At 58.1% G+C, this 26186-nt stretch carries 24 protein-coding genes; 10 read left to right on the forward strand and 14 right to left on the reverse strand.

Features of this window, described 5'->3' with window-relative positions; translation table 11 throughout:
- Window positions 1-76 precede the first annotated feature (76 nt).
- The 4 genes from CFII64_RS01540 to CFII64_RS01555 all read left to right on the forward strand — a co-directional run bounded on the left by CFII64_RS01540 (window position 77) and on the right by CFII64_RS01555 (window position 3777).
- Complete coding sequence (locus tag CFII64_RS01540; protein WP_020288982.1) at window positions 77-1189, forward strand: OmpA family protein; 1113 nt, start codon at window positions 77-79, stop codon at window positions 1187-1189.
- 70 nt (window positions 1190-1259) lie between these two features.
- A complete protein-coding gene (gene pdxH, locus CFII64_RS01545) occupies window positions 1260-1907 on the forward strand; it encodes a pyridoxamine 5'-phosphate oxidase (RefSeq protein ID WP_020288983.1) in 648 nt (215 codons plus the stop codon).
- A gap of 155 nt (window positions 1908-2062) precedes the next feature.
- Complete coding sequence (locus tag CFII64_RS01550) at window positions 2063-2527, forward strand: glycine zipper 2TM domain-containing protein (protein ID WP_020288984.1); 465 nt, start codon at window positions 2063-2065, stop codon at window positions 2525-2527.
- Window positions 2528-2922: 395 nt separating this feature from the next.
- The gene (locus tag CFII64_RS01555) at window positions 2923-3777 is read left to right on the forward strand and encodes a hypothetical protein (RefSeq protein ID WP_020288985.1); all 855 of its coding nucleotides are present in this window, start codon (window positions 2923-2925) and stop codon (window positions 3775-3777) included.
- A gap of 58 nt (window positions 3778-3835) precedes the next feature.
- Here the strand turns inward: CFII64_RS01555 and CFII64_RS01560 are convergent, their stop codons facing one another.
- From CFII64_RS01560 to CFII64_RS01580, 5 genes are all read right to left on the reverse strand, one after another.
- Complete coding sequence (locus CFII64_RS01560) at window positions 3836-4612, reverse strand: hypothetical protein (RefSeq protein WP_020288986.1); 777 nt, start codon at window positions 4610-4612, stop codon at window positions 3836-3838.
- A 170-nt stretch (window positions 4613-4782) separates the two neighbouring features.
- Window positions 4783-5964: a Na+/H+ antiporter NhaA gene (nhaA, locus tag CFII64_RS01565; protein WP_020288987.1), complete on the reverse strand. Its 1182-nt coding sequence runs from the start codon at window positions 5962-5964 to the stop codon at window positions 4783-4785.
- A 198-nt stretch (window positions 5965-6162) separates the two neighbouring features.
- Complete coding sequence (locus tag CFII64_RS01570; protein ID WP_020288988.1) at window positions 6163-7773, reverse strand: NAD(P)/FAD-dependent oxidoreductase; 1611 nt, start codon at window positions 7771-7773, stop codon at window positions 6163-6165.
- 278 nt (window positions 7774-8051) lie between these two features.
- Window positions 8052-8729, reverse strand: coding sequence for a COG3650 family protein (locus CFII64_RS01575; protein WP_020288989.1), 678 nt, complete (start codon window positions 8727-8729; stop codon window positions 8052-8054).
- Between the two features lie 62 nt (window positions 8730-8791).
- The gene (locus tag CFII64_RS01580; protein WP_020288990.1) at window positions 8792-9391 is read right to left on the reverse strand and encodes a short chain dehydrogenase; all 600 of its coding nucleotides are present in this window, start codon (window positions 9389-9391) and stop codon (window positions 8792-8794) included.
- Between the two features lie 112 nt (window positions 9392-9503).
- Here CFII64_RS01580 and CFII64_RS01585 point away from each other — a divergent pair, with 112 nt between their 5' ends.
- The gene (locus tag CFII64_RS01585) at window positions 9504-10439 is read left to right on the forward strand and encodes a LysR family transcriptional regulator (protein WP_020288991.1); all 936 of its coding nucleotides are present in this window, start codon (window positions 9504-9506) and stop codon (window positions 10437-10439) included.
- A gap of 32 nt (window positions 10440-10471) precedes the next feature.
- Here CFII64_RS01585 and CFII64_RS01590 read toward each other — a convergent pair whose 3' ends face one another.
- The 5 genes from CFII64_RS01590 to CFII64_RS01610 form a co-directional block, all read right to left on the reverse strand.
- On the reverse strand, window positions 10472-11173 hold the full coding sequence (locus CFII64_RS01590; protein WP_020288992.1) for an ABC transporter ATP-binding protein: 702 nt from the start codon (window positions 11171-11173) through the stop codon (window positions 10472-10474).
- Window positions 11174-11941 (reverse strand): high-affinity branched-chain amino acid ABC transporter ATP-binding protein LivG, encoded by a 768-nt coding sequence (gene livG, locus CFII64_RS01595; RefSeq protein WP_020288993.1) that lies wholly within the window; start codon window positions 11939-11941, stop codon window positions 11174-11176.
- Window positions 11938-13194: a high-affinity branched-chain amino acid ABC transporter permease LivM gene (locus CFII64_RS01600; protein WP_020288994.1), complete on the reverse strand. Its 1257-nt coding sequence runs from the start codon at window positions 13192-13194 to the stop codon at window positions 11938-11940. Before CFII64_RS01600 ends, livG begins: the two co-directional genes overlap by 4 nt.
- The gene (gene livH, locus CFII64_RS01605; RefSeq protein ID WP_020288995.1) at window positions 13191-14120 is read right to left on the reverse strand and encodes a high-affinity branched-chain amino acid ABC transporter permease LivH; all 930 of its coding nucleotides are present in this window, start codon (window positions 14118-14120) and stop codon (window positions 13191-13193) included. Before livH ends, CFII64_RS01600 begins: the two co-directional genes overlap by 4 nt.
- Window positions 14121-14334: 214 nt before the next feature.
- The gene (locus CFII64_RS01610) at window positions 14335-15462 is read right to left on the reverse strand and encodes a branched-chain amino acid ABC transporter substrate-binding protein (RefSeq protein WP_020288997.1); all 1128 of its coding nucleotides are present in this window, start codon (window positions 15460-15462) and stop codon (window positions 14335-14337) included.
- A 326-nt stretch (window positions 15463-15788) separates the two neighbouring features.
- Here CFII64_RS01610 and CFII64_RS01615 point away from each other — a divergent pair, with 326 nt between their 5' ends.
- Window positions 15789-16097, forward strand: a complete 309-nt coding sequence (locus CFII64_RS01615) for a DUF2288 domain-containing protein (protein ID WP_020288998.1) — start codon at window positions 15789-15791, stop codon at window positions 16095-16097.
- Between the two features lie 206 nt (window positions 16098-16303).
- Here the strand turns inward: CFII64_RS01615 and CFII64_RS01620 are convergent, their stop codons facing one another.
- Window positions 16304-18499, reverse strand: a complete 2196-nt coding sequence (locus CFII64_RS01620) for a hypothetical protein (protein WP_044901083.1) — start codon at window positions 18497-18499, stop codon at window positions 16304-16306.
- 349 nt (window positions 18500-18848) lie between these two features.
- Between CFII64_RS01620 and CFII64_RS01625 the strand changes: the two genes are divergently transcribed.
- Window positions 18849-20222 (forward strand): MFS transporter, encoded by a 1374-nt coding sequence (locus tag CFII64_RS01625; protein ID WP_020289000.1) that lies wholly within the window; start codon window positions 18849-18851, stop codon window positions 20220-20222.
- Window positions 20223-20336: 114 nt separating this feature from the next.
- On the opposite strand, the gene rapA is transcribed toward CFII64_RS01625, so the two are convergent.
- Window positions 20337-23183, reverse strand: a complete 2847-nt coding sequence (rapA, locus tag CFII64_RS01630; RefSeq protein WP_020289001.1) for an RNA polymerase-associated protein RapA — start codon at window positions 23181-23183, stop codon at window positions 20337-20339.
- A 215-nt stretch (window positions 23184-23398) separates the two neighbouring features.
- Here rapA and CFII64_RS01635 point away from each other — a divergent pair, with 215 nt between their 5' ends.
- From CFII64_RS01635 to ccoM, 3 genes are all read left to right on the forward strand, one after another.
- A complete protein-coding gene (locus CFII64_RS01635; RefSeq protein ID WP_020289002.1) occupies window positions 23399-23737 on the forward strand; it encodes a hypothetical protein in 339 nt (112 codons plus the stop codon).
- A gap of 96 nt (window positions 23738-23833) precedes the next feature.
- Complete coding sequence (locus CFII64_RS29995; protein WP_020289003.1) at window positions 23834-23995, forward strand: hypothetical protein; 162 nt, start codon at window positions 23834-23836, stop codon at window positions 23993-23995.
- A gap of 144 nt (window positions 23996-24139) precedes the next feature.
- On the forward strand, window positions 24140-24250 hold the full coding sequence (ccoM, locus tag CFII64_RS30430; RefSeq protein WP_020289004.1) for a cytochrome c oxidase subunit CcoM: 111 nt from the start codon (window positions 24140-24142) through the stop codon (window positions 24248-24250).
- Window positions 24251-24546: 296 nt separating this feature from the next.
- On the opposite strand, the gene CFII64_RS01650 is transcribed toward ccoM, so the two are convergent.
- Both CFII64_RS01650 and CFII64_RS01655 read right to left on the reverse strand, forming a co-directional pair.
- Complete coding sequence (locus CFII64_RS01650) at window positions 24547-25017, reverse strand: MaoC family dehydratase (protein ID WP_020289005.1); 471 nt, start codon at window positions 25015-25017, stop codon at window positions 24547-24549.
- 55 nt (window positions 25018-25072) lie between these two features.
- The gene (locus CFII64_RS01655) at window positions 25073-26017 is read right to left on the reverse strand and encodes an alpha/beta hydrolase (protein WP_020289006.1); all 945 of its coding nucleotides are present in this window, start codon (window positions 26015-26017) and stop codon (window positions 25073-25075) included.
- Between the last annotated feature and the right edge of the window lie 169 nt (window positions 26018-26186).

Consider the following 26186-nt stretch of genomic DNA (forward strand, 5'->3'; position numbering starts at 1 on the left):
CCAACAGTCTGTTTATGCGTGTTATATGGGCTCTGCCAAGTCCCCTTGTCTGCTTACTATTTTTTGTGGGTCACCCATGTCGTCTAATAAAAGCCTCGCTATCGCCCTTTGTTTTGCTGTCACGGGCTGTGCTCAAACGCCTCAGAATGATTCTGCCGCCACCGGCTCCAGCTGGTGGCCGTTCGGTGCCGACAAGGTCGCCGATGCTTCAGCGCCTGGTGCCGCGCCAGCCAAGGCTACGGAAACCAAACCTGCACCAGTAGCCGCTGCTGCCCCTGCCGAAGGCGGCACTCATTGGTACTGGCCGTTCGCTTCCAGCGACAGCGCTGCACCGAAAGCCGACAGCGCCGCCAGCAAGCCCGCTGAAAAAACCGTGCCGCCGCTGGTCGCCAAGTCCGAGACTGATACCCAGTGGTGGTGGCCGTTCAGCAGCAGCAAGAAGGACGAGCCGCAAGCCGCGCCAAAGATCGACCCTAAAGTGACCCAGGCTTGGCTCGACGAATACGAGCCACGTCTGCGCCTGGCGATCAAGGACACGCCGTTCGAGATCGAACGTCGTGAAGATTTGCTGGTGATCACGGCGCCAGTGGACAGTTCGTTCAACCCTGATCGTCCGGCCATGTTGCTGCCGGTTACGCTGGGTCCGATCACTCGTCTGGCAAAAATCGTTGAAGTTGATCCGAAAACCGCCGTGCTGGTACTCGGTCACGCCGACACCAGTGGCCCTACGGCTGCCAACCAGAAAATCAGCCAGGAACGCGCGCAATCGATCGCCGCGATCTTCCGCCTCAGCGGTCTGGAGCGTAATCGCCTGAGCCTGCGCGGCATGGGTGCGGTTGCGCCTCGTGCAGCCAACGACAGCGCCGAAGGTCGCAAGCTGAACCGCCGTGTGGAAATCCTGATGACGCCGCAGAACACCATGGCGGCGCTGATGGCTAAATATCAATTGCCGCCTGCGCCAACCATGGTTGCGGTGCAGGACGCCAAGCCTGCTGCAGTAGCGCCAGTGGTTGCGCCCAAACCAGCGGTGAAAGCAGCCCCGGCCAAAGCCGCTGCCAAGAAGCCGGTCGCCAAAGCCCCGGCTGCGAAAAAAGCAGCGCCGGCGAAAAAAGCCGCTCCGGCCAAAGCCGCGCCAGCCAAGGCTGCTGTGAAGAAGAAGCCGGCCGCGACGGATCAGGCCAGCAACTGAGTAGCCGGTCTGACTCGCGCTTGCCAAGGTGAGTCAGCCCCAGGATTTTTTTCAGCGAAGGATGGACGTCATGACCCAGTCTCTGGCCGATATGCGCCGTGACTATGCCCGCGATGGCTTGACCGAAGCGCAGTCGCCCGATGAGCCGTTTGCCCTGTTTCATCAATGGTTTGCCGAAGCGGTGAAAACCGAGCAGGCACCCGTTGAAGCCAATGCCATGACGTTGGCGACGGTGGACGAGGACGGGCGTCCGCATTGCCGGATCCTCTTGCTCAAGGGCCTCGATACTCAAGGCTTCACCTTCTTCACCAACTACGACAGCGCCAAGGGCCAGCAACTGGCGGCGCGTCCGTTTGCCGCCATGACCTTCTTCTGGCCGACGCTGGAACGCCAGGTGCGTATTGAAGGGCGCGTGGTCAAGGTCACGGCGCAAGAGTCCGACGCGTATTTCCAGGTCCGCCCATTGGGCAGTCGCCTCGGCGCCTGGGCTTCGCCGCAGAGCCGGGTGATCGCTGATCGCGCCGAGCTGGAGGGCATGATCCAGGCAACCGAACAACGCTTCATCGACACTCAACCCCATTGCCCCGAGCATTGGGGAGGCTACCGGCTGTGGCCCGAACGCATCGAGTTCTGGCAGGGACGGCCGAGCCGTCTGCATGATCGCCTGAACTATCGCCTGCTGGATAACCAGTGGACGCGGGAACGACTCGCGCCCTGATCCTGTTCGTTGAATTTTTCGCCCGGCCCGTCGTCATACCGCTATGAAGGCGCTGCTGTATAGCGCCTGAATGATCTTAAATTAACGAGGCTGGGGTCGTGACAGTGCCTGTTGCGCGAAGTCTAATGGCTACCTGTTCCTCTGGAGATACCGATATGCGTAAGTCTGTTCTGTTGGCTGCCTCATTCACCGCGATGGCGCTGACACTGGGTGGTTGTACGTCGAATCTGACCGGCGACTCCTATTCCCGTGATGAAGCGCGGACAGTGCAGACCGTTCGCCTGGGCACCATCGAGTCGCTGCGTCCGGTCAAGATCGAAGGCACCAAGACGCCTATCGGTGCAGGCGCAGGCGCGGTTGTCGGCGGCGTGGGTGGCAGCGCCATTGGTGGCGGTCGCGGCAGTATCGTCGCGGCAGTCATTGGTGCGGTAGCCGGCGGCTTGCTGGGCTCGGCCACCGAAGAAGGACTGACCCGCACCCAAGGCGTGGAAATCACCGTTCGCGAAGACGACGGTTCCATGCGCGCTTACGTGCAGCAAGTCCAGGAAAACGAAATCTTCCGCGTCGGCGAGCGCGTACGCATCATGAGCGTCAACGGCACGAGTCGTGTGACGCACTGATGGTTTGACGGCAGATCCGGATGGATCTGTAAGAAGTAATGAAAAATGCCCGTGTCTTTGGATGCGGGCATTTTTTTGTCTAGATTTTTTGCGAAAGTATTCTATGTGCGGATTCGGAGTCTATCGACCTAGTTGATGTAGGAAAGTGCATGTGCGCGAGTAAGTGGTTTCGGAATCAATCGAGAGTCCAGCTAGTTTCTATTAATCATCGTGTTTCGTATTGACGGCAGGTCGTGGGATTGATTATGTCTTGGTTGTCAGTTGATAAATAGCTGGCCGCGGGTGGCTTCATGTGCGCCTGCGATTAGTTTGCTAACGGTTAATCAACAGCCATAACGGGTGTGGACTTCTATCGCCCAGAAGACGGCTGAAAAATAAAAAAGGAATCATGGATCATGCGTAAATCTTTGTTTAAAAAGCACGCAATGTATATGACTATTGCGCTCGCGCTTCTTAGCGGAATGGTAAATGCTGTGGCGGCGAAAAATCTGGATGATACAATGGTGGTGGCGCAAGATGCGGTGCAGCCAATTATTTTGGCGGATAAGCTGCATGGTTTTAATGGCTTTCTACAAAACAATGCGGAGGTAAAATATTATAGTTTTACGGCGGTACGTGGGCAGAACGTGATGTTCAGGGGGACGCGTCCGGCAAGCTGGCAACCAGGGGTCGCTTATGAATATAAAACCGGAGATGTCTGGCAGTTGCTGCCGGCCAACGGTGTTCATATTTTCGATAAGCTGACGCCTGGGGATGAAGTGTTGATCAGGGTGTTCAAACGTCCGAACAGCAACACGGTGTCTCGTGCTTATGAATTTCGATTTGGTTCTGCGCCTTATCACGCCAGTGCGGACTTGATTAGAAGTGACGCCCAAGGCTTGCCGCTTTATGCCGGGGTTTTTCAAGCTTTCCGGGAAGTAAACTGGTCGATACATATCCATGATTCGACCGGGCAACCGCTTGAAGGTGCAAAAGCCAGTATCCAAGTTGGAGTTGCAGAAAAAATCGACCTATACACTGCTGTCGATGGTCGGGCGGCAGCCACGATAGCCTTGCCCGGCTGTGAGGGCAGCATGGTCTCCAACTCCTTTTCTACTGGTAATGGAACATTAAAACGGTGGTGGAATCTCAGGTATAACCCGGGCCGGTTGGTCGCAAAACTGGAGGGCGACGATCGAGGTTACCGATGGAACTCAGGGACCATTGATAATACCTTTGGACATATCTGCAAGCAGTGGCTGTTGTATTGATTTAATAACTCTTGAACCGGGCGCATATCCGTATGCGTCCGGTTTGCTGTAATGCACATTATTTTTTCGATTTTTTCTCGGCTTGCTGTTGTTCAAGAATTTTTTCACCTTGCACCTGCAATTGTTCCACCCACGAGAATCCTCTAGCCGGGCTGGTGCCGCCATTTTGAAGCAATAAACCGTAATCAACAAATTTGTAGATGTTTTTCAAAGTGACAATACCGTCATATTTAGTCAGCTCTGGTACGTGCTTCAGGCTGTGAACAACCAGTTTTGCATGTTCAAAGGTCAGTTCTTTAAAATCGTCCAGATCATTGAGCCAGCCGTTCAGCTGGTTGATTTCTTTGTCACTCAGAGCACCTTTCGGAGAAGTCACCTCCAGGATCCCATATTCATTGACGGTGAAACCAAAGTTTTTATCAGCCAGATCAGGCAGGCATATACGCAGCTGGTCTTTGAATCCAGTAAATATCTCCTGCATTTGCTCCATCCTCAAATTCATCATCCAGTTGAGGGTATATACGGCGTCGTCTTCGTAGTGACCTAATGATGTGGCCAGCTTTTCGCTTATTTCGGGAGGGAGATTTTCGACGGCTTCCAGAGAAGCTTGCAAACCAATTTTGTTATAGGGGGCGCGAACGGTGGTGTACTTGAAACCCTCTGTAGAAAGCAGTGACTTATAAACTTCTTCCCGCTCGGGTGTAATTGTCCCTTCTGCCAGTCCGGTTTGATAATCCTGTTTGATGGATTGCCAGTAGTCGAGGCCTGGACGATATCGCGGGGCTATGAAAGCGTGCTGCTGCGCATGCGGGGAGGGCGTAATGGTAGAAGACATAATTTCATCCTTCTTTAGTTTTTTTATGTTCCCCTTCTATAACGGCAATCGCTACAAACCCGTGACCTGATCCAGCCGTGCGTTCTGTCTGCATAATTTGTATGAAATCGGCTACATGCGCCCCTATAGACGAGGCGCTTGTTAACCTTGAGTGCGCAACGAAGGTTAGGTTACTGCCCCTGATTCCTCCGGCTGGCAACCACCATCACCCCATATCCGATAAACGCTGCCAGTATCGACCCGGTGAGAATGCCCATGCGGTCGACGCCTGCGTAAGCGCTGTTGCCCGGTTCAAAGGCCAGGGAGCCGACGAACAGGCTCATGGTGAAGCCGATGCCGCACAGGATCGATACGCCCAGCACTTGCCCCCAGTTGGCGCCTTGGGGCAGGGCGGCGATGCCCAGTTTGATGGCCAGCCACGTCAGGCCGAAGACGCCGAGGGTTTTGCCCAGCAGCAAACCTGCCGCAATGCCCATGGGCACCGGGTGGGTGAAGCTTTCCAGGGTCACGCCGCTCAGGGATACCCCGGCGTTGGCGAAGGCGAACAGCGGCAAAACGCCGTAGGCGATCCATGGGTGCAGCGCGTGTTCCAGGGTCAGCAGTGGCGAGGATTCTTCGTTGCGGGTACGCAGTGGAATGCAGAACGCCAGCACCACGCCCGCCAGAGTCGCGTGCACGCCGCTCTTGAGTACGCATACCCACAGCAGCAGGCCGATCAGCAGGTAAGGCCCGAGCTTTACCACACCGAGTCTGTTCATGACGATCAACGACAGAATGGAAGCCGCCGCCAGAATCAGCGACAGGTTTGACAGTTCGCCGGAGTAAAACAGCGCGATCACCACGATGGCGCCCAGGTCATCGATGATTGCCAGGGTCATCAGGAACAGCTTGAGCGATACCGGAACGCGTTTGCCCAGCAGGGCGAGGACGCCAAGGGCGAATGCGATGTCGGTGGCCATCGGGATCGCCCAGCCGCTCAGGGCCGTGGGATCGTCCTTGTTCAGCGCCCAGTAGATCAGCGCTGGAATGACCATGCCGCCGATGGCCGCCGCACCGGGCAGGACAATCTGCGAAGGTTTGGAAAGATGCCCTTCCAGAACTTCACGTTTGACCTCAAGGCCGATCAACAGAAAGAACAGCGCCATCAGGCCATCGTTGATCCAGAGCAAAAGCGGTTTGGCGATTTGTACTGCGCCGATCTGGGCGACAACCGGAACGTCGAGAAAGGCGTTATACAGCCAGGACAAAGGGGAGTTGTTGATGATCAGCGCCAGGGCGGCGGCAGCAATCAGTAATAAGCCGCCTGCTGCTTCAAGCTGAAAAAAACGGGTGATAGAACTACGTAGAGGCAAGGTTCGCGCTCCATTCTTGAACAAAAGGAGCGACACCCTAACCCGTAGTTCCGGCTGTTAAAACAAAAGTTATATTCTTTTTTGTTATAAGAAATATAGCGGGATTAGAGTGTTTCCAAGTCTGTCGGCAACCTGATTTATTGCCGTCAGACTGTGTCTTTATGTGTCGTAGGAACGGTCCGAATTCGCCAGCGAAAGCTAGATTTCGATACCTAACATGTCCCTGGCCAGCGCCTCGGCAATGCGAATTCCATCGACGCCTGCGGACAAAATCCCACCGGCATAACCCGCGCCTTCACCCGCCGGATACAGGCCTTTAGTGTTCAGACTCTGCATGGTTTCGTCGCGAGTGATGCGCAGCGGTGCCGAGGTGCGGGTTTCGATGCCGGTCAGGATGGCGTCGTGCAAGGCGAAGCCTTTGATCTGTTTGTCGAACGCCGGCAATGCTTCACGAATGGCTTCGATGGCATAGGCGGGCAGGGCATCGGCCAGATCCACCAGTTTTACACCCGGTTTGTAGGATGGTTCGACGCTGCCCAGCGCGCTGGATGCTTTGCCGGCAATGAAGTCGCCGACCAGTTGCGCTGGTGCTTCGTAGGTGCTGCCACCGAGAACATAAGCGTGGGATTCCAGACGCTCCTGCAACTCGATGCCGGCCAACGGCCCGCCAGGATAATCTTCCGGGGTGATGCCCACGACGATGCCCGAGTTGGCGTTGCGTTCGTTACGCGAATACTGGCTCATGCCGTTGGTGACCACCCGATTCGGCTCGGAAGTCGCCGCCACCACGGTGCCGCCTGGGCACATGCAGAAGCTGTAGACCGAGCGACCATTCTTGGCGTGATGCACCAGTTTGTAGTCGGCAGCGCCCAGTTTAGGGTGACCGGCGTATTTGCCCAGCCGTGCCCGGTCGATCAGCGATTGCGGGTGCTCAATGCGGAAACCTACCGAAAACGGCTTGGCTTCCATGTACACGCCACGGCTGTGCAGCATGCGGAAGGTGTCGCGGGCGCTGTGTCCCAGGGCCAGGATCACATGGCGGGACTCGATGCGTTCGCCGCTGTCGAGCACCACGCCCTGCATCTGGCCGTTGTCGATGAGCACGTCAGTCACGCGCTGTTCGAAGCGGACTTCGCCACCGAGGGCCTTGATCTCTTCGCGCATGGTTTCCACCACGCCGGTCAGGCGGAAGGTACCGATGTGCGGTTTGCTGACGTAGAGGATTTCTTCCGGCGCGCCGGCTTTGACGAACTCGTGCAGCACCTTGCGGCCATGGAATTTCGGGTCTTTGATCTGGCTGTAGAGCTTGCCGTCGGAGAATGTCCCGGCACCGCCCTCACCAAACTGCACGTTGGACTCCGGGTTCAGGACGTTCTTGCGCCACAGGCCCCAGGTGTCTTTGGTGCGCTGGCGAACTTCCCGGCCGCGTTCGAGGATGATCGGCTTGAAGCCCATCTGCGCGAGCAACAGCCCGGCGAAGATGCCGCAAGGCCCGAAGCCGACCACCACCGGGCGCTCGGTCAGACCTTCAGGCGCACGGCCTACAACTTTGTAGCTGATATCCGGCGCTGGATTGAGATGGCGGTCATCGGCGAGCCTGAGCCGCAGCGCAGCTTCGTCCCGGACCTGGAAATCGATGGTGTAGATGAAGCACAGCTCGGACGACTTCTTGCGCGCATCGTAGCTGCGCTTGAACAGCGTGAAGTCGAGCAGTTCTTCGCTGGCGATGCCCAGGCGCTGCAAGAGTGCAGGTCGCAGGTCTTCTTCCGGGTGATCGATCGGCAGCTTGAGTTCGGTGATTCGTAACATGAAGGGATCCAGTTTCCGGGCCGCAGGTTCAGCCCGACAGCGCTACAAGAACCGGCGATTATAAGCCACATTGAGGGGAAGTCGCGAAGCAAACCAGGACCGTTGGAGCGAAGCTGCCCGGGAATCGGCCGCAAGAGCGACTGTAGGTGCGACTGTAGGTGCGACTGTAGGAGCGACTTCAGTCGCGAGCCACTCATAAAACAGCCCTCCCGGCTAAAGCCGGTCCTACAGCCGTCCTCGGTCCTACAGCCGTCCTCGTTCCAACGGGCATCATTTACTCAGTCATTGCGCCCGCCGCCGTAATAACCGCAACCACGCTGGGTCTGGCCGTTGAGGCGCAGTTCGGCGGTCAGGTGTTGCACGGCGCCGGTGACGCTGTCGACGCAACGCTGTGGCGCGACCCACAGCTCCATGGTCTGGCCGTTGGCTTCGCTGCTGACGCTGAAGCGTCCGTCCGGCAGTTGTTCTTCGAGATAAGGTACGGCAATCGGCTCTTTGCCGAGGCGTTCGATGACCATGCCTTTACCGCTGACATTGACGTTCCAGGCCGGTTTGTTGCCGTTGACGTGCAGGTTCAGGCGTTTGAAGTTCGGATCGTCGCAGGCCTGACCGGCGCGCTCTACACGGTAGAGCTGTTGCAGGTCGAGTTGACCGTCGCTGTTGGCCGCCTTGCCCGCGACGAAGCTGCCACGCAAGTCAGCGAAGACCTTGCCGGAGTTGTCAGCCAGGGCCGCGGATTCCTGGAGGACGCCGGTATTGCCGACGTCCTTGACCACGAAGCGGCGTTGTTCATTGCACGGCTGAAACATCAGCTTGCCGCCTTCGCCGCTCAACGAACCCTGCATGCGCGTCCAGTTCGCCTTGGATACCGACGACTCGGGCTTGGCGCCGAGCATCTGGCATCCGGCAAACAGCGGCAGCAGGGCAAACAACATTACGGAACGGGCAGCAAACATGGGATGGTCTCCAGACAAGTGCCGCCACGTTACTCAGCCTGCCGCGCCATCACAAGGGGCAGTTAGCCAACGCGGTAGGTCTGACCGGTCTGTAGGCCTTCGACACTTTTCGCGTAGGCAAGCGCGACCTCGGCTGCGGGAACCGGTTTGAAACCCCGAAAATAAGGCGCGTAACTGCCCATGGCTTCCACCAGAACCGTCGGGCTCACCGAATTGACCCGCATACCCCGTGGCATTTCGATGGCTGCCGCGCGCACAAATGCATCGATGGCGCCGTTGACCAGGCTGGCCGACGCGCCCGAGTGAATCGGGTCACGGCTGAGGATGCCGGTGGTGAAGGTGAACGAAGCCCCGTCATTGGCAAATTCGCGGCCAATGAGCAGCAAATTCACCTGGCCCATCAATTTGTCCTGCAGACCGAGGGTGAAGTCAGCTTCTTTCATGTCGGCCAACGGGACGAAGTTCACGTTTCCGGCAGCGCAGACCAGCGCATCGAAGCGGCCTATCCGTTCGAACAGTTTCCGGATTGAAGCGCTGTCACTAATATCGACCTGTTCCTCGCCGCTGTTGCGACCGGCCCGCACAATTTCGTGGCGCGGCGCGAACTCGTCGGCGACTGCCGAACCGACCGTACCGCTTGCACCAATCAATAAAATTTTCATCGTGCTGCTCCGAGCATGTCTTTCAGGGAAGTTGAGCACGAAGTTTAGGTGGACTAATTGCAGTCGATAAGAGTGCTAATAGGCAACCTTTGGTTCTCATAAGGAAACGATAGTGAGTGAAATAGACGACCTGGCGGCGTTCGCGGTCTTGATCGATGCCGGTAGCTTCACCGCTGCGGCGGCGCGCATGGGCTGCAGTAAAGGGTATCTGTCCAAGCGCATCAGCCATCTTGAGGAGACTTATTCAGTCATGCTGCTGCATCGCAGCACTCGCAGCCTCAATCTGACCTCGGCCGGTGCGGCCCTGTTACCCCAGGCGCAACAGCTACTGGCGAGCATGAATCGGGCGCGCAATATCGTGGCTTTGATGCGCGATGACATGGTCGGGCAGGTTCGCCTGACCACCCCCGTTTCCCTGGGGGAAACCTTTTTCGAAGGCTTGCTCATGGAGTTCTCCGAAAAATACCCGCAAGTGACGATCGAACTGGACCTCAACAACAGTTTTCGTGACCTGCGTCGCGATGGCTTCGATTTGGCAATACGCTCGTATGTCGCTCCCGACGAGCGCCTGGTTGCCAAACCATTGCTGGCCATTCAGGAACTGACCTGCGCCAGTACCGATTACCTCGAGCGGTACGGCCAACTGCATACGCCCCATGAACTGGTCACGCACAAGTGTCTGCTCAACAGCCATTACAACGGCCGCCACGAATGGCTGTATCACCAGAATCATCAACTGACCCGCGTGCAGGTCTATGGCGCGTTCGCCAGCAATCACTATGGTCTGTTGAAGAAAGCGGTGATGGTGGGCGCCGGCATCGCGCGTCTGCCGTCCTACATGGTGCATGCCGAGGTCAACGACGGGCGCTTGCACTGGCTGTTTCGCGATTACCAGACGAGCGTTCTGCCGCTGTTTCTGGTGCATCCCTATGAGGGTGAATTACCCAAGCGTATCCAGGTTCTGGCGGACTATCTGTTGGGCTGGTTCCAGCGCAGCACTGATGCCCTTGAGCGCCTGGCGACCCTGGAAATAAAAAACGGCCCGTAGGCCGTTTTTTGATCAAGGGCAGTACCGAAAGCTTACCCGCCGAGGTACGCGTCGCGGACTTTCGGATCGACCAGCAGCTCTTCCCCGGTGCCTTGCATGACGACCCGGCCGTTTTCCAGCACGTAGGCGCGATCCGCGATTTTCAGCGCCTGGTTGGCGTTTTGCTCCACCAGAAACACCGTTACGCCATCACGACGCAGCTGTTCGACGATCTCGAAAATCTGCTGGATGATGATCGGCGCCAGCCCCAGCGACGGTTCGTCGAGCAACAACAGCTTGGGCTTGCTCATCAGCGCCCGGCCGATGGCGAGCATTTGCTGTTCGCCGCCGGACATGGTGCCGCCGCGCTGGTTGAAGCGCTCCTTGAGGCGCGGGAACAAATGCAGAACCTTGTCCATTTGTTCCTGATAATCGCCTTTCTCGGTGAAGAAGCCGCCCATGGCGAGGTTCTCCTCGACAGTGAGGCGCGCAAATACGCGACGACCTTCCGGCACGACGGCGATGCTCTTGCGCATGATCTGCGCCGACTCCAGGCCGACCAGTTCCTCGCCCATGTAGCGGATGCTGCCGCTGTGGGCCCGAGGTGCACCGCACAAGGTCATCAACAAGGTTGATTTACCCGCGCCGTTGGCGCCGATCAGGGTCACGATTTCGCCTTGGCGGACTTCCACGTTGACGCCATGCAGCGCCTGAATCTTGCCGTAGAAAGTGGAAACGTTTTCGAATTGCAGCATTTACGCTTCCCCCAGATAGGCTTTGATCACTTCGGGATTGTCACGAATCTGTTCCGGCGTACCATCGGCCAACGGCGTGCCCTGGTTGATCACCACGATGTGGTCGGAAATGCTCATCACCAGTTTCATGTCGTGCTCGATCAGCAGGACCGTGGCGTTGTGTTCGTTGCGCAACATGCCGATCAGCGCCTTGAGATCCTCGGTTTCCCGTGGGTTCAAGCCCGCTGCCGGTTCGTCGAGCATGAGAATCCGCGGACGGGTCATCATGCAGCGGGCGATTTCCAGGCGGCGTTGCTGACCGTAGGCCAGGGTGCCGGCGGTACGGTTGGCGAATTCCTTGAGGTTCACCGCTTCCAGCCAATGCTCGGCGTACTCCATGGCTTCGCGCTCGCTGCGACGGAAGCCCGGCGTGCGGAACAGACCAGCAAAGAAATTGGTGTTCAAGTGCCGGTGCTGAGCCACCAGCAGGTTTTCCAGCGCGGTCATTTCCTTGAACAGACGCACGTTCTGGAAGGTACGCACCACGCCTTTGCGGGCAATCTCGTGTCCCGCCAGGCCTTGAATAGCCTCGCCATCGAGCAGAATGGTGCCCGACGTCGGCCGGTAGAAACCGGTCAGGCAGTTGAATACCGTGGTCTTGCCGGCACCGTTGGGGCCGATCATCGACACGACTTGTTTCTCATTGACGGTCAGGCCTACGCCGTTGACCGCCAGCAGACCGCCAAAGCGCATGCTCAGGCCGCTGACTTCTAATAGCGGGCGGCTCATTTGCGCAGCTCCATGTGAGGACGTTGCATGGGCAGAAGACCCTGAGGACGCCAGATCATCATCAGCACCATCAAGGCGCCGAACATCAACATGCGGTATTCACTGAAATCACGCATCAGTTCCGGTAGCAGGATCATCACCACGGCGGCGAGGATCACCCCCAGTTGCGAGCCCATGCCACCCAGCACCACGATGGCGAGGATGATGGCCGACTCGATGAAAGTGAAGGATTCCGGCGTGACCAGGCCCTGGCGAGCGGCGAAGAAGCTGCCGGCGAAACCGGCGAACGCAGCACCCAGGGTGAAAGCCGACAGCTTGATGATGGTCGGATTCAGGCCCAATGCGCGGCAGGCGATTTCATCTTCACGCAACGCTTCCCAGGCACGGCCGATAGGCATGCGCAGCAGGCGATTGATCACGAACAGCGCGGCCAGCGCCAGCAGCAAGGCAACCAGATACAGGAAGATGACCTTGTTGATGGAGTTGTATTGCAGGCCGAAGAACTCGTGGAAGGTTTGCATGCCTTCCGCCGCCTTGCGTTCGAAGGACAAGCCGAACAGGGTCGGTTTTTCAATGTTGCTGATGCCGTTCGGGCCGCCGGTGAGGTCGGTCATGTTACGCAGCAGCAAGCGGATGATTTCACCGAAGCCCAGCGTCACGATGGCCAGATAGTCACCGCGCAGGCGCAACACCGGGAAGCCCAGCAGGAAGCCGAACGTCGCCGCCATCATCCCGGCAATCGGCAGGCAGATCCAGAAACCCAGGCCGAAGTAGTGGGACAGCAGGGCGTAGCTGTAGGCACCGACCGCGTAAAAGCCCACATAACCCAGGTCCAGCAGACCCGCCAGCCCGACCACGATGTTCAGGCCCAGGCCGAGCATCACGTAGATCAGGATCAGCGTGGCGATATCCACCGCGCCTCGGGAGCCGAAGAACGGCCAGACCAGTGCGACCATGATCAGGCCGAGCATGATCCAGCGCTGGGTGCTCGGCAGGGTCAGGAAATTGCTGGCCTTGGCGGGCATGACCGGCATGCTCGGTGACGAACGCCACGCCGCGCTGATCTGTTCATGGAACAGCACCCGCAGAAACATGGCGATGGCACAGGCAAAGATAATGCTGACGGTGGTGCTGCTGGCGCCGATGACTGCCAGTTTGACGCCGACGATTTCCAGCTTCAGGCCGAGTATCGGGTAAGCGACAGCCAGCACCAGCAAGGCGCTGAACAACGCTGATTTGAGTTTCCTGGTCATACTTTTTCAACCTCCGGGCGGCCAAGCAGGCCGGTCGGCCGGAACAACAACACCAATACGAGAAGACCGAACGCCACCACATCCTTGTACTGGTCGCCGAAGATATCGGCGCCAAAGGCTTCGGCCACGCCCAATACCAGACCACCGAGCATGGCGCCCGGAATACTGCCGATACCGCCCAGTACCGCGGCGGTGAAGGCCTTGATGCCGACCAGGAAACCGGCGTTGGGGTTGATCACGCCGTACTGCATGCTCAGCAACACGGCAGCGACCGCCGCCAGCGCGGCACCGATGACAAAGGTCAGGGCGATGATGTTGTTGGTGTTGATGCCCAGCAGGTTGGCCATCTTGATGTCTTCGGCGCAGGCCCGGCAGGCGCGGCCCAGACGAGAGCGGGAGATGAACCAGGTCAGGCCGAGCATCGCGATCAAGGTCACGATGAAGATCAGCACTTGCATGTAGGAAATCACGACTTCATGGGTGCTGGTCGAGCCAAACACGAAGTTGCCGGGAATCAGGTTGGGAATCGATTTGTCTTTGGAGTCCTGCGACAACAGAACCGTGTTCTGCAGGAATATCGACATGCCGATCGCAGAAATCAGCGGGATCAGACGGTTGCTGCCGCGCAACGGGCGATAAGCCACGCGCTCGATGGCATAACCGTAGGCACTGGTCACGACGATACTGGCGACGAACGCGGCGGTGATCAGCAACGGCAGGCTGTCCAGCCCCATCATCGTCAGGCCGGCGAGGGCGATGAACGCGACATACGAACCGATCATGTACACCTCGCCATGGGCGAAGTTGATCATGCCGATGATGCCGTAAACCATCGTGTAACCGATGGCAATCAAGGCATAGGTGCTGCCAATGGTCAGGCCATTAACCAGCTGTTGGAAAAAGTGATAGATGTCTATCTCGGGCATTACAGCGCTCCTGAAAACCTGCTCGGTGTTCCACTGGTGGTCGTCTTGCTGCCCGTGCGTCGTGATATGGGTCCACGTTGGCATCGAGCCCAGTGAATCACTGGTAACGGTTTTGAAGATGTTCAGCCGGACGTTTTCTTGTGGATTGGTCCAGCTCGTAAAACAAAGCCCACTGCGGTTGCAGTGGGCTCTGGGTTCAACTGACAGCGATTGCTTACTTCACAGGCGCTTCAGTCTTGGTGCCGTCTTTGTGCCAGGTGTAGACCACGAATTTGAAGTCTTTCAGGTCGCCTTTGGCGTCGTAGCTCAAGTCACCAGTCGGAGTTTTGAAGGTGCCGGCGTGAATTGCCGCAGCAACCTTGGCGGTATCTTCGCTCTTGGTCGTTTTGATCGCATCGGCAATCACTTGAACCGCGGCGTAAGCCGGGAACACGAACGGACCGCTTGGGTCTTCTTTCTTGGCCTTGAACGCATCAACCAGCGCCTTGTTGGCAGGATCCTGGTCGAACGAAGCAGGCAGGGTTACCAGCAGGCCTTCGGAAGCGTCCTGGGCAATCTGCGAGATCGACGCGTTACCCACGCCTTCCGGACCCATGAAGCCGGCTTTCAGGCCTTTTTCCTGTGCCTGGCGCAGAATCAGACCCAGCTCAGGGTGGTAGCCGCCGTAGTAAACGAAGTCGACGTTGGCTTGCTTCATCTTGGCGATCAGCGACGAGAAATCCTTGTCGCCAGCGTTGATGCCTTCAAACAGGGCAACTTTGACTTTTTTTGCTTCCAGGGTCTGCTTGACCGCAGTCGCAATGCCTTCGCCGTACTGCTGCTTGTCGTGGATGACCGCAACGATTTTTGGCTTGACGTGATCGGCGATGTAATTGCCAGCCGCCGGGCCTTGAGCGCTGTCCAGACCGATGGTGCGGAACACCAGCTTGTAGCCACGAGCGGTGATTTCCGGGCTGGTTGCAGCCGGAGTCACCATGATGATGCCTTCGTCTTCGTAAATGTCCGAAGCCGGTTGCGTGGAGCTGGAGCACAGGTGACCAACCACAAACTTGACGCCGTCGTTGACGACTTTGTTGGCGACCGCTACCGCTTGTTTCGGATCGCAGGCGTCGTCGTATTCAACCGCTTCGAGCTTCTTGCCATCTACGCCACCTTTGGCGTTGATCTGTTCAATGGCCATTTTGGCGCCGCTGAACTGCATGTCGCCATACTGGGCGACTGCACCGGTTTTCGGGCCGGCGATGCCGATCTTGATGGTGTCTGCTGCGAATGAATGGCTGGCAACCCCCGCCATAACCAGTGCGGCAAACAGCTTGGAAAGCTTCTTAGTACCCTTAGTCATGATGCTCCACTCTTGTGTTTTAATTTTTATAATCCTGACGCCAAAGCTGCAGGACCGGATTGGTAGATTCCGATCTTCCCCCCGGCAACTGTACCGGAACAGTTTAGAGCGCCGATTGATCGCTTGGAAAGCTGGCTGCAGGGGGCAAAACCGAATGATGTCGCTAAATTGTAAGAAAGATACAGAATCAAGCGGTTCGACGTGTCCAACCGACCTTCAAACCCTTGGTTTCCCTGATCTTCCCTGCAATCAATTACTTGTATCTGGGTTTGTCTGGAGCAGAGTCGGCGCTATTATTTGCGTCGATTTTCTTTTCGGTGGAACCCATGAGTGAAGAACCAAGCACCCTCTATGCCAAATTGCTCGGTGAGACGGCATCAATTACCTGGACGGAGCTGCAACCGTTCTTTGCACGCGGCGCCCTGTTGTGGGTCGAGCCCACTCTGGATTTGATCGAAGTGGCGCAGGCCGTTGCCGAAAACGACGCTGCCAAAGTCAGCACGTGGCTTGGCACGGGAGAAGTGGGCAAGGTGGCTGAAGCGCGTGCGCTAGAGCTTGTGGAGCGTGACCCGACACTTTGGGCAGTCGTAGTGGCTCCTTGGGTGCTGGTCCAGGATAGGGCGCCCGCTTTATAAGTGGTCAGTTTTGGTGCGCGCGGGCGCCGCGCCTGGGTAGTCTGGTAACCGGCCCGGAACCGGGGTAGCGAAAAATCTCACTGTTGGTGTTGTCGTCGTAGGACCGGCTTTAGCCGGGAGAGCTGCACGCGCGGCAATGCAGATGCGTAGCATGCAATGCCGCCCTCCCGGCTGAAGCCGGTCCAACGGGACTCAATTGAACTCCGTTACAAGCCGTAACCCGTCTTGCCCGTATGCTGATTCAGCGAGATGACGCGGGTCTTGCCGATGCGATGGCGGTAGATCTCGCGCAAGTACTTGATGGCCTTCTTCACGCTTTCACGGGAAATGCGGATGTCGTTGATCGAGACAAACTTGGCTTTGTCCTCGATCAGCTCGCGGTACTTCTTCTCGTACATGGGCTTGATCGCATACCAGTTGGTGTCGAGGATCCTGGCCGGGTTTTCATATTCATTGAGCAAGTCGTCGATGCGCTCTTCATCAAATTCGTCGCTGACAATGAAGTCCAGAATCGAGTTGTCCAGCGTGTCGTCGAAGCGGAACTGGTTTTTCGCGAAGCAGCGCTTGATGAACGCCACGATCAGCGTCAGAAAGTCATCCGACAGGCAGGGACTCTTGGCGATCAAGGTGGTCAGCGACAGGTTGGCCGACGCTCCGATCACCAGTGCATAACGCTTGAGCGTGGTGTTGGGGAACAGGCTGTTCAGGTGCGTCTTGAGACGGTTCAGGTCCATGTAGGACAGCTTGTAGTCTTTGGGCAGCGAGACGATGGACACCACCGACGAGCAGTTCTTGAAGAAGTGCAAGTCATGCAGCGCCGCGGCGTCGTAGCCGGAGGTTTTGTACTGGTCCAGCGCAGCGCGATAACGCTTGGACTCGATCGGCAGCAAGCTGATGCCTTCGATGGCCTGGGTCACTTTATTGAAGTGCGGCAAGTCAATGGAGCGGAAAAACAGGTCGTCGATGTTCAGGCGTGGCGGTTCTTTCTCGAACACCTTGAATTTGTCCGAACCGGGGACCGGGCTTTCCGGCACCACCGACTCGGCGTAGGCAATCGCTACCGGCCCGGCCAGGCTCATGAACAGGTCGTTGGCATCCAGGCGGATGGTCTCGCCGATATCAATGCCGGCACGTCGGAAATAGTTCTGATCGTAATCGGTGGTAACGGCCTGGGCAGTGAGGATGTTGAAGATCTGCTGCGAGATGTACTGGTTGGCGTGACGTTCCATGGCGTTCACATCGATGTTGTCGATGTTGCCGTCATCGCTTTCTTCGGCGTAACGCATGATGTCGTTGGAGATCAGCATCATGGCGTTCCAGGGGCGAATTCGGCCCATGACGCTGGCTTCGCTGCTGTCTTCGTTCTCGAAGTTGTACGAAAAGTCCCACTCCTCAGCCAGATACTTGCAGAGCAGGCGACCGGCATTGATATGCAGCGCCTCGGACATTTCGCTGCGGTGATCGGAAATGTTCGGCAGCACACAAATGCCACTGGTGAAGATAGGCTCGAACACAAAGGACCGGCCGCGTTTGCTGTCGTTTTCGTCAGTGGGGCGGGTGTCGAAGGTTTTGTTCATGTACGAGAACTGTTGCGCCAGGCCGAACTCCGAGGCCATGCCAGAACCCGTACCGCCGCCCGCACTGAAAATGTAGAAGTACAGGCGAGACTGGTTGGCCTTGATGCCGCACGAATCGATCAGGTACGAGTGGATCAGCTTCCAGTCAGTGCTGGAGAATTGGCTGGTGTCCTTGTTCAGGATGATTTTGGCCAGGTACTGGCCGAGGATCGGTGCGTTACCGGCGCCTCCTGCATGGACTTCGGACAAATCCATGATTTTCATTTTGCTGTAGTCGTTGATGAACCCGCTTTTCTCGCCCTTGCGTGAGAAGCGGATGCGGCCAGCAATGTCCTTGTCCAGATCCCCGAGCATGACCAGCGGCTCAACCAGAAATACGGGTTTGCTGGCTTTGTTCTGCACCAGCCGCAGATTGTTACGGATCCAGTGCACCGGGCTGTAGCGCTTGTCATCGCGCAGGCGATCTTCGTTCTCGAATTGATTGAGGTAGAACTTGCGCGCGTTGTAGACCAGTTCGGCAACGTCCAGGGCGATGTTCGAGCCGCAGCGGCCCAGACCGATCAGGCATACCGAGGGGAACTGCTGTTCGCTGCGCAGCACGCTTTCTTCAATGTGCACTGAAGGTGAAGGCGGGAAGACTGTGTCGCGCAGACCGTCGAGATTATCCAGGATCCGGTCGGTATCGGTTTCCGTGAAATACATATATTGCTGAGCGGGAATGGGCTTGGGTCGGTAGGAGGTGCCAGGTACGCCATCTGCCTTTGCGGCAACGGCTGCACTCAATGGTCCGGATATCGCGCCAGCAGAATCGTTTTTATTGGTCATCGTGCGCCATTTGCCTAAGGAGGCTGCGATGCGGTCGGGGTCATCGCGCCATCACGGAAAGAGAAGTTACGACGTTGCAGTGCGCTTTTTCAGGGGCGAAAGGGGATAAGCCCGAGCAACGACCAAGGCGCTCCCTGTCTGGTTCAAGTAATGAATCGGCAGGCATAAGGAAATCTTTAGATTTTCTGATGAGTGGATTGAACCCGGCTGATTCCTCGCTGTCGTTTCGCGAAAGGCGCACCCCGCGATGCCAGGACATTTGCTTAACGAATGTTTACAGACAGTCGTGGATAAGCGTTCTAGATTTAACGGCGCGGTCTTCCAACAACAATAAAAAGGGAGCTTCACCATGAGCAGCAGTTCGCAGCCTCTTTCGCCGCAGGCGTCCAACGCGTGGCGCGTCTTGTTTCTGCTGTTTCTGGCCAACCTTTTCAATTTCTTCGACCGCACCATTCCGGCGATCATCATCGAGCCGATTCGCAAGGAATGGCAGTTGAGCGACTTTCAGCTGGGCATCATTGGCACCGCGTTCACCTTGGTCTATGCCATCGCCGGGCTGCCGCTGGGGCGCATCGCTGATACCGGTTCGCGCAAAATACTCATGGGCTGGGGGTTGGCGGTCTGGAGCGGGCTGACGGCCGTGAACGGGCTGGCTGGCAGCTTCTGGACGTTTCTATTGGTGCGCATGGGCGTGGGAATTGGCGAGGCCAGTTATGCGCCAGCGGCCAATTCCTTGATTGGCGACCTGTTCCCGGCCCATCGACGGGCGCGAGCCATGGGCATTTTCATGCTGGGCCTGCCGTTGGGGCTGTTGCTGGCGTTTTTCACCATTGGTGCGATGGTCAAGGCGTTCGACAGCTGGCGCGCGCCGTTCTTCATTGCGGCGGTGCCGGGCCTGGTGCTGGCGGTGTTCATGTTTTTCATCCGTGAACCCAAGCGCGGCGCGGCCGAAAGCGTTCGCATATCCGAGGAGAAAATCGACAAGCCGATTCGTCGCGTACTGGCGATCCCGACGTTTGGCTGGCTGGTGCTGGCCGGATTGACCTTCAACTTCGCCACTTATGCGTGCAACTCATTCATGGTGCCGATGCTGCAACGCTATTTCCTGCTGCCGTTGCAGGAAGCAGCGGTCGCCACCGGGATTATCGTCGGGGTGACGGGGCTGGTAGGGCTGACCGCTGGAGGCTGGATCGCGGACAAGTTGCATCAGCGTTTCGCCAATGGTCGCCTGATGTTCGCTGCCGTGAGCATGCTGGTGGCGACGCTGGCCACAGGCTATGCCTTGCACGCGGGGCGAATTGAAATCGGAGTGTTTGTTGCTGTGTTCGGCCTGGGCTGGTTGTTCGCTTACAACTTTTATACCTGCGTCTACACCGCCATTCAGGATGTCGTGGAACCCCGTTTGCGGGCGACGGCCATGGCGCTGTTTTTTGCCGGCTTGTATCTGCTGGGTGGCGGTTTAGGGCCGGTGGTCGTGGGGTTGTTGTCCGATCATTTTGCCCATTCGGCGATGGCGGCGGCCGGCGCCCTGGAAATGGCCGAGGCGTTCAAGGCGGTCGGCTTGCATGACGCCATGTATTTGATCCCGGTGGCGTTGTTCATGACCTTGCTGTTTCTGCATCAGGCGTCGCGCTGCTTTAGCCGCGATGCGCAGAAGATGAGGGTGGGGATGGCGGCGGATGAGCCGGCGGAGATTGGGGCGGGGAGCACGTCGGTTGCCTGACGTGCCGCCTTCCCGGACGCCGTAGGAGCGACTTTAGTCGCGAGGGCGTCGATTGTCCTCCCGGCTAAAGCCGGTCTTACAGCAAGCCTCCTACAGCGAGGCTTTTTTATTCGATCAACCCGCTACCAGCACCCGAATCGCTTCCAGGCGCAGCGCGGCTTTATCCAGCATCGCCAGGCCTTGCTCGCGTTGTGCGCGCAGGGCGATCAGTTCGCTGTCGCGCACCGTCGGGTTGACGGCTTGCAAGGCGGTCAGGCGCGCCAGTTCTTCGTCGGTGTCGGCAGCCAGGCGACGCTGCGCCTCGGCCACGCGCTCGGCGTGTTTCGGTGCGATCCTGGCTTCGCCGGCGTTGATCTGCGGATTGAGCACGTCGCGCTGGGCCTGGATGAACTTGTTGGCGCTGGCACGCGGCACGCTTTCCAGTTGTTCATTCAGGGTCACGAACGACACGCGGCCTGACAAATCATTGCCGTTGGCATCCAGCAGGCAGCGCAAGGCGGCCGGTGGCAGATAACGGCCCAGTTGCAGCGAGCGCGGCGCAACCACTTCGCTGACATAAAGCAGTTCCAGCAGAACGGTGCCAGGCTTGAGCGCCTTGTTCTTGATCAGCGCCACGGCGGTGTTGCCCATGGAACCGGACAGCACCAGATCCATGCCGCCCTGAACCATCGGGTGTTCCCAGGTGATGAATTGCATGTCTTCGCGAGACAGCGCCTGGTTGCGGTCGTAAGTGATGGTCACGCCTTCGTCGTCGCCCAGCGGGAAGCTGGCGTCGAGCATTTTTTCGCTTGGCTTGAGGATCAGAGCGTTTTCCGAATGGTCTTCGCTGTCGATGCCGAACGCATTGAACAGGGTTTCCATGTAGATCGGCAGGGTGAACTGATCGTCTTGCTCAAGAATCGCCTCGACCAGCGCTTCGCCTTCGCCCGCTCCGCCGGAGTTGAGCTCCAGCAAGCGGTCGCGACCGGTGTGCAGCTCGCTTTCCAGGCGCACGCGCTCGGCGCGGGCCTCATCGATCAGCGCCTGCCATTCGTCGTCATCGCCGCTTTCCAGCAGCGGCAGCAGGCGCGGGCCGAACTGATGTTGCAAGGCGTTGCCGGTCGGGCAGGTATTGAGGAACGCATTGAGCGCTTCGTGATACCACTGGAACAGCCGCGCTTGCGGGCTGGTTTCCAGGAATGGCACGTGCAGCTCGATGGTGTGTTTCTGGCCGATCCGGTCCAGACGACCGATACGCTGTTCCAGCAAGTCCGGGTGCGCAGGCAGATCGAACAACACCAGGTGGTGCGAGAACTGGAAGTTACGGCCTTCGCTGCCGATTTCCGAACAGATCAACACCTGTGCGCCGAATTCTTCATCCGCGAAATACGCTGCAGCGCGGTCGCGCTCAAGGATATTCATGCCTTCGTGGAACACCGTGGCCGGGATGCCGGAACGCACGCGCAAGGCGTCCTCCAGATCCATCGCGGTTTCAGCGTGGGCACAGATCACCAGTACCTTGACGCGCTTGAGCATTTTCAGCGTGTCGATCAACCAGTCGACGCGGGGGTCGAAGCGCCACCAGCGTTCTTCTTCGGTAACGTCCGGTTGCGCCTGGAAGCTGACTTCCGGGTACAGATCGGCGTGTTCACCCAACGGCAATTCGAGGTATTCGGCCGGGCAGGGCAGCGGATACTGATGCAGCTTGCGCTCCGGGAAGCCTTGCACGGCGGCCCGGGTATTGCGGAACAGCACGCGGCCTGTGCCGTGGCGGTCGAGCAATTCGCGAATCAGGCGCGCGCTGGCTTCGGTGTCGCCATCGTTGACGGCGGCCAGCAACGCTTCGCCCTCGCTACCGAGGAAGCCGTGAATGGTTTTGTGCGCTTTTGGCGACAAGCGTCCCTTGTCGAGCAGCTCCTGCACCGCTTCGGCCACCGGGCGATAGTTTTCGCTTTCGGCGCGGAAGGCTTGCAGGTCGTGGAAGCGGTTCGGATCCAGCAGGCGCAGGCGCGCAAAGTGGCTGTCCTGACCCAGTTGTTCCGGGGTTGCGGTCAGCAGCAACACGCCGGGAATGACTTCAGCCAATTGTTCGACCAGGGAATATTCAGGGCTGGCCTTTTCTTCGTGCCAGACCAGGTGGTGAGCCTCGTCGACCACCATCAAGTCCCAGCCCGCAGCAAACAGCGCGTCCTGGGCTTTCTCGTCTTCGACCAGCCATTCCAGAGCCACCAACGCCAACTGAGTGTCTTCGAACGGGTTGCTGGCATCGCTTTCGATGAAACGCTCGGAATCGAACAGCGCGACCTGCAGGTTGAAACGGCGGCGCATTTCCACCAGCCATTGGTGCTGGAGGTTTTCCGGGACCAGAATCAACACGCGATTGGCGCGACCGGACAGCAGCTGGCGATGGATCACCAGACCGGCTTCGATGGTCTTGCCCAGGCCGACTTCATCCGCCAGCAAAACCCGTGGCGCGATACGGTCGGCGACTTCCCGGGCGATGTGCAACTGGTGGGCGATAGGCTGCGCACGCACGCCGCCCAGGCCCCAAAGGGAGGACTGCAACTGGCGGCTGGTGTGTTCCAGCGTGTGATAACGCAGGGAAAACCACGCCAGCGGATCGATCTGTCCGGCGAACAGGCGATCAGTGGCCAGACGGAACTGAATGAAGTTCGACAGCTGGGTTTCCGGCAGCGTGACCGGTTCGTTCTGTGCGTTGAGCCCGTGGTAGACCAGCAGGCCGTCGACGTCGTCGACTTCGCGCACGGTCATCTTCCAGTTTTCGAAGTGGGTGATCACGTCGCCGGGAGAGAAGCGCACGCGGGTCAGCGGTGCGTTACGCAAAGCGTATTGACGCGTGTCGCCAGTGGCCGGATAGAGCACGGTCAACAAGCGGCCGTCCTGTGCCAGAACGGTGCCTAAACCCAGCTCGGCTTCGCTGTCGCTAATCCAGCGTTGCCCCGGTTGATACTGCTGCGCCATGCTGCCTGTCTCCCGCCTTGAAAAAGCCGACTATGTTAACGGAACACGCTGCCCAGGCCAAAGGCGGAGTGAACTTTCAACGCGATTTCTCCTGTATTTCCGGCTAAAACTGCGTTTTGCGGCACTAGTTGCAGCAAACATAGTCGAATCTTTCTCATTCAACGGTTCAAGTCGACGAAACGGCGGCCGACAATTACTCAACAGGAGATCAAATCATGCTGCAGCCGACCCTTCCCTTGAGTGTGGTGCCCGTCACTTCCCAGCTGGATGCGGCCAGACAGGTCCCGGATATTCCGCCTGTTGCACCCGTGCAGTCCAGCTCCACCGAAACCACCATCGACTTGCGCAATCATGACGCTGAACACAGCGCGTTATTGTTGCGTGAAGAACAGCAACGTCATCACGAGCAGCAAAAGCGTCGTGAGCAGGGTTCTGATGAACCGGAACATCTTGCGGTGCCCGGCGTTTCGCTGAATGCCGATAACACCGTGCCGGTGGTGCCGCTGATGGATGAAGCGCCGCGCCAGGGCATGTGGGTGGATGTCGAAGTCTGAGCGTGAGCGGTGCGCCTGTGAGCGCTGCTGCGCTGGTCATGGGGCACGGGATTGCGCATTATTAGCCTCACTTCCATGTGTTCGAGAGTGCAGGCCATGAGCGGAGATGAAAAACTGATCGACCTGGGCGCCGAACGTGCCAAGCGGGTACACGATCTCAATGACAAGCGGCTGAACGAAGTGCGCAATGCCTTCGAGCAAGCCATGCCCCTGAGTCCGGGCAAGAAAAAGTCGAAGAACAAACCGAAAAAGCGCTGAATCCCCCCAATTCCGTTGACCCAGATCAGTTATCCGCGCGCTTGGCGATCAAGCGTGTGGCGCTATTGATTTGGGTCAATTTCCATCGCCGCCGCTGTGGGTAATCTTGCTCCATCGAACAGGGACAGAGCAGGAGGCGCGGTTATGTTTTTCGACAATGTGGTTGTGGCCGGTGTCGTTACCGTTGGCCTGATGCTGGTGTTCTTCGCAGGCTTCGGACTATTTATCTGGAAGGACTCGCAAAAGCGCAAGTGAGGCTGAGGCCTTCTATAACAAGAGCACGCAAGGCATTTTGGGCGACTTCGGTCGCCCTTTTTTTTGTTGCGAAAAAATGAGTTGAATCGCTGTAGGAGCCAACTTGTTGGCCAGGCGAAGATTCGTTGGAGCGAGGCTTGAAGGGGGGCGCGCTTTTCGGGGACAAGTCCCCTCCTACCAGTTTGTATCTGCCCGGTAGGACCGGACTTGTCCGGGAAGAACGATAACGCGGTGGATCTTGCCCACCGAGGTACCCGGTTCGCGGGCAAGCCTCGCTCCAACAGGTTTTCGCAGAATCAACCGATGCTGATTGCCGGCAATTGAGTCAGGGTCACGGTCTGCTGTTTACGCGGGGCGATAATTTCTGCTTCGCCGTCAACCACCAGTTCTTCACGCTGATTAAAAACGCGAGTCGCGATGCGTACGCGGAATTTCGGCATTTTTTCCAGGATTTCCAGGCGTACGGTTAGGGTGTCGCCCAGTTTTACCGGTTTCTGGAAGGTCATCTGCTGGCCCACATAAATGGTGCCCGGCCCAGGCAACTCGCAGGCGACGGCAGCGCTGATCAATGCGCCGCTGAACATGCCGTGGGCGATGCGTTCCTTGAACATGGTCTGCGCAGCGTATTCGGCATCCAGGTGCACCGGGTTGTGATCACCGGACATAGCGGCAAACAACTGGATGTCGCGCTCTTCAACAGTCTTGCTGTAACTGGCGGTCTGGCCGACTTCAAGGGCTTCGTAAGGGGTGTTGGTAACCTGAGTCATGGGTGATCCTGAATATTGAAAAGAGGCCTGGCGATGACGGGCAAAGGTGGCGAGGTCATTCTGCCCGACGCGGTCTTGGCTGCTGCAGTGTCTGCTCCAGCCAGTCGAGTACATCCCCCGTGACTTCATCGCGGTTGGTTTCGTTGAACAGCTCATGCCGCGCCTGCGGATAGATCTTCATTTGTAACATTTGATGACCTGTCTCGGCCAATGCGTCGGCAAGATCCTTGAGACGTTTGCCTTCGCTCACCGGATCACATTCCCCGCCAATTATCAGCAACGGCAGGCCTGGATCGATCTGTTTCAGGTTCGACGGCTTGCTGATTTGCTGCAGGCCACCGAGCAGATCCAGCCAGAATTGATTGGTGCAACGAAAGCCGCACAGCGGGTCGCTGATGTACTGATCGACTTCCCGGGCATCCCGGCTCAGCCAGTCGAAGCGGGTGCGTGCCGGTTTGAACGCCTTGTTGAACGAGCCGAATGACAGCCATTCGATAAGCCGACTGCGCCCGCTCGGGCCTTGCCGCCAGCGTTCCAGGCGGGCGATGGTGCTGGCGCTGCGGTACAGGGAAACCGGCTGGAAATTCGAGCCGCTGAGTATCGCGCCCTGCAAGCTGGCGCCGTGATGCAGCAGCCAGGCCTGCGCTATATAGCTGCCCATGCTGTGGCCCAGCAGAAATACCGGTGTGTCGGGATGACGCTGGCCTATGGACTGATTCAGGCTCGCCAGGTCATCCACGACTTTGCTCCAGCCGTTTTCATGGGCGAAATGGCCCAGCACGCCTTGGGCGGCGGTCTTGCCGTGGCCGCGCTGGTCGTGGGCATACAGCGCAAATCCCGCAGCGCACAGCGGCTCGCCCAGGCGAGCGTACCTGCCGCTGTGTTCGGCCATGCCATGAGACACCATCACTACCGCCCTGGGCGCCAGCGGCGGTAACCAGGCATTGACGTACAGGCGAGTGTGATCGCTGGCGTCGAGCCAAAAGACTTCGTGTTTCATGACGTCTCCCTTGCCTGAGTCCGCTGATATTCCGGCGCTGTGCATGAAGTGTATAGCCGATGACCGATTGCAACCCGATCAGCACCGAGATTCACGCCGATGATGACGCATTGGCCGGTATTTGCCTTCCTGACGATTGCTGCTAACGTCCGCCAAGCCCCGCGTTACA

The sequence above is a fragment of the Pseudomonas sp. CFII64 genome (assembly GCF_000416235.1).
Taxonomy (GTDB): Bacteria; Pseudomonadota; Gammaproteobacteria; order Pseudomonadales; family Pseudomonadaceae; genus Aquipseudomonas.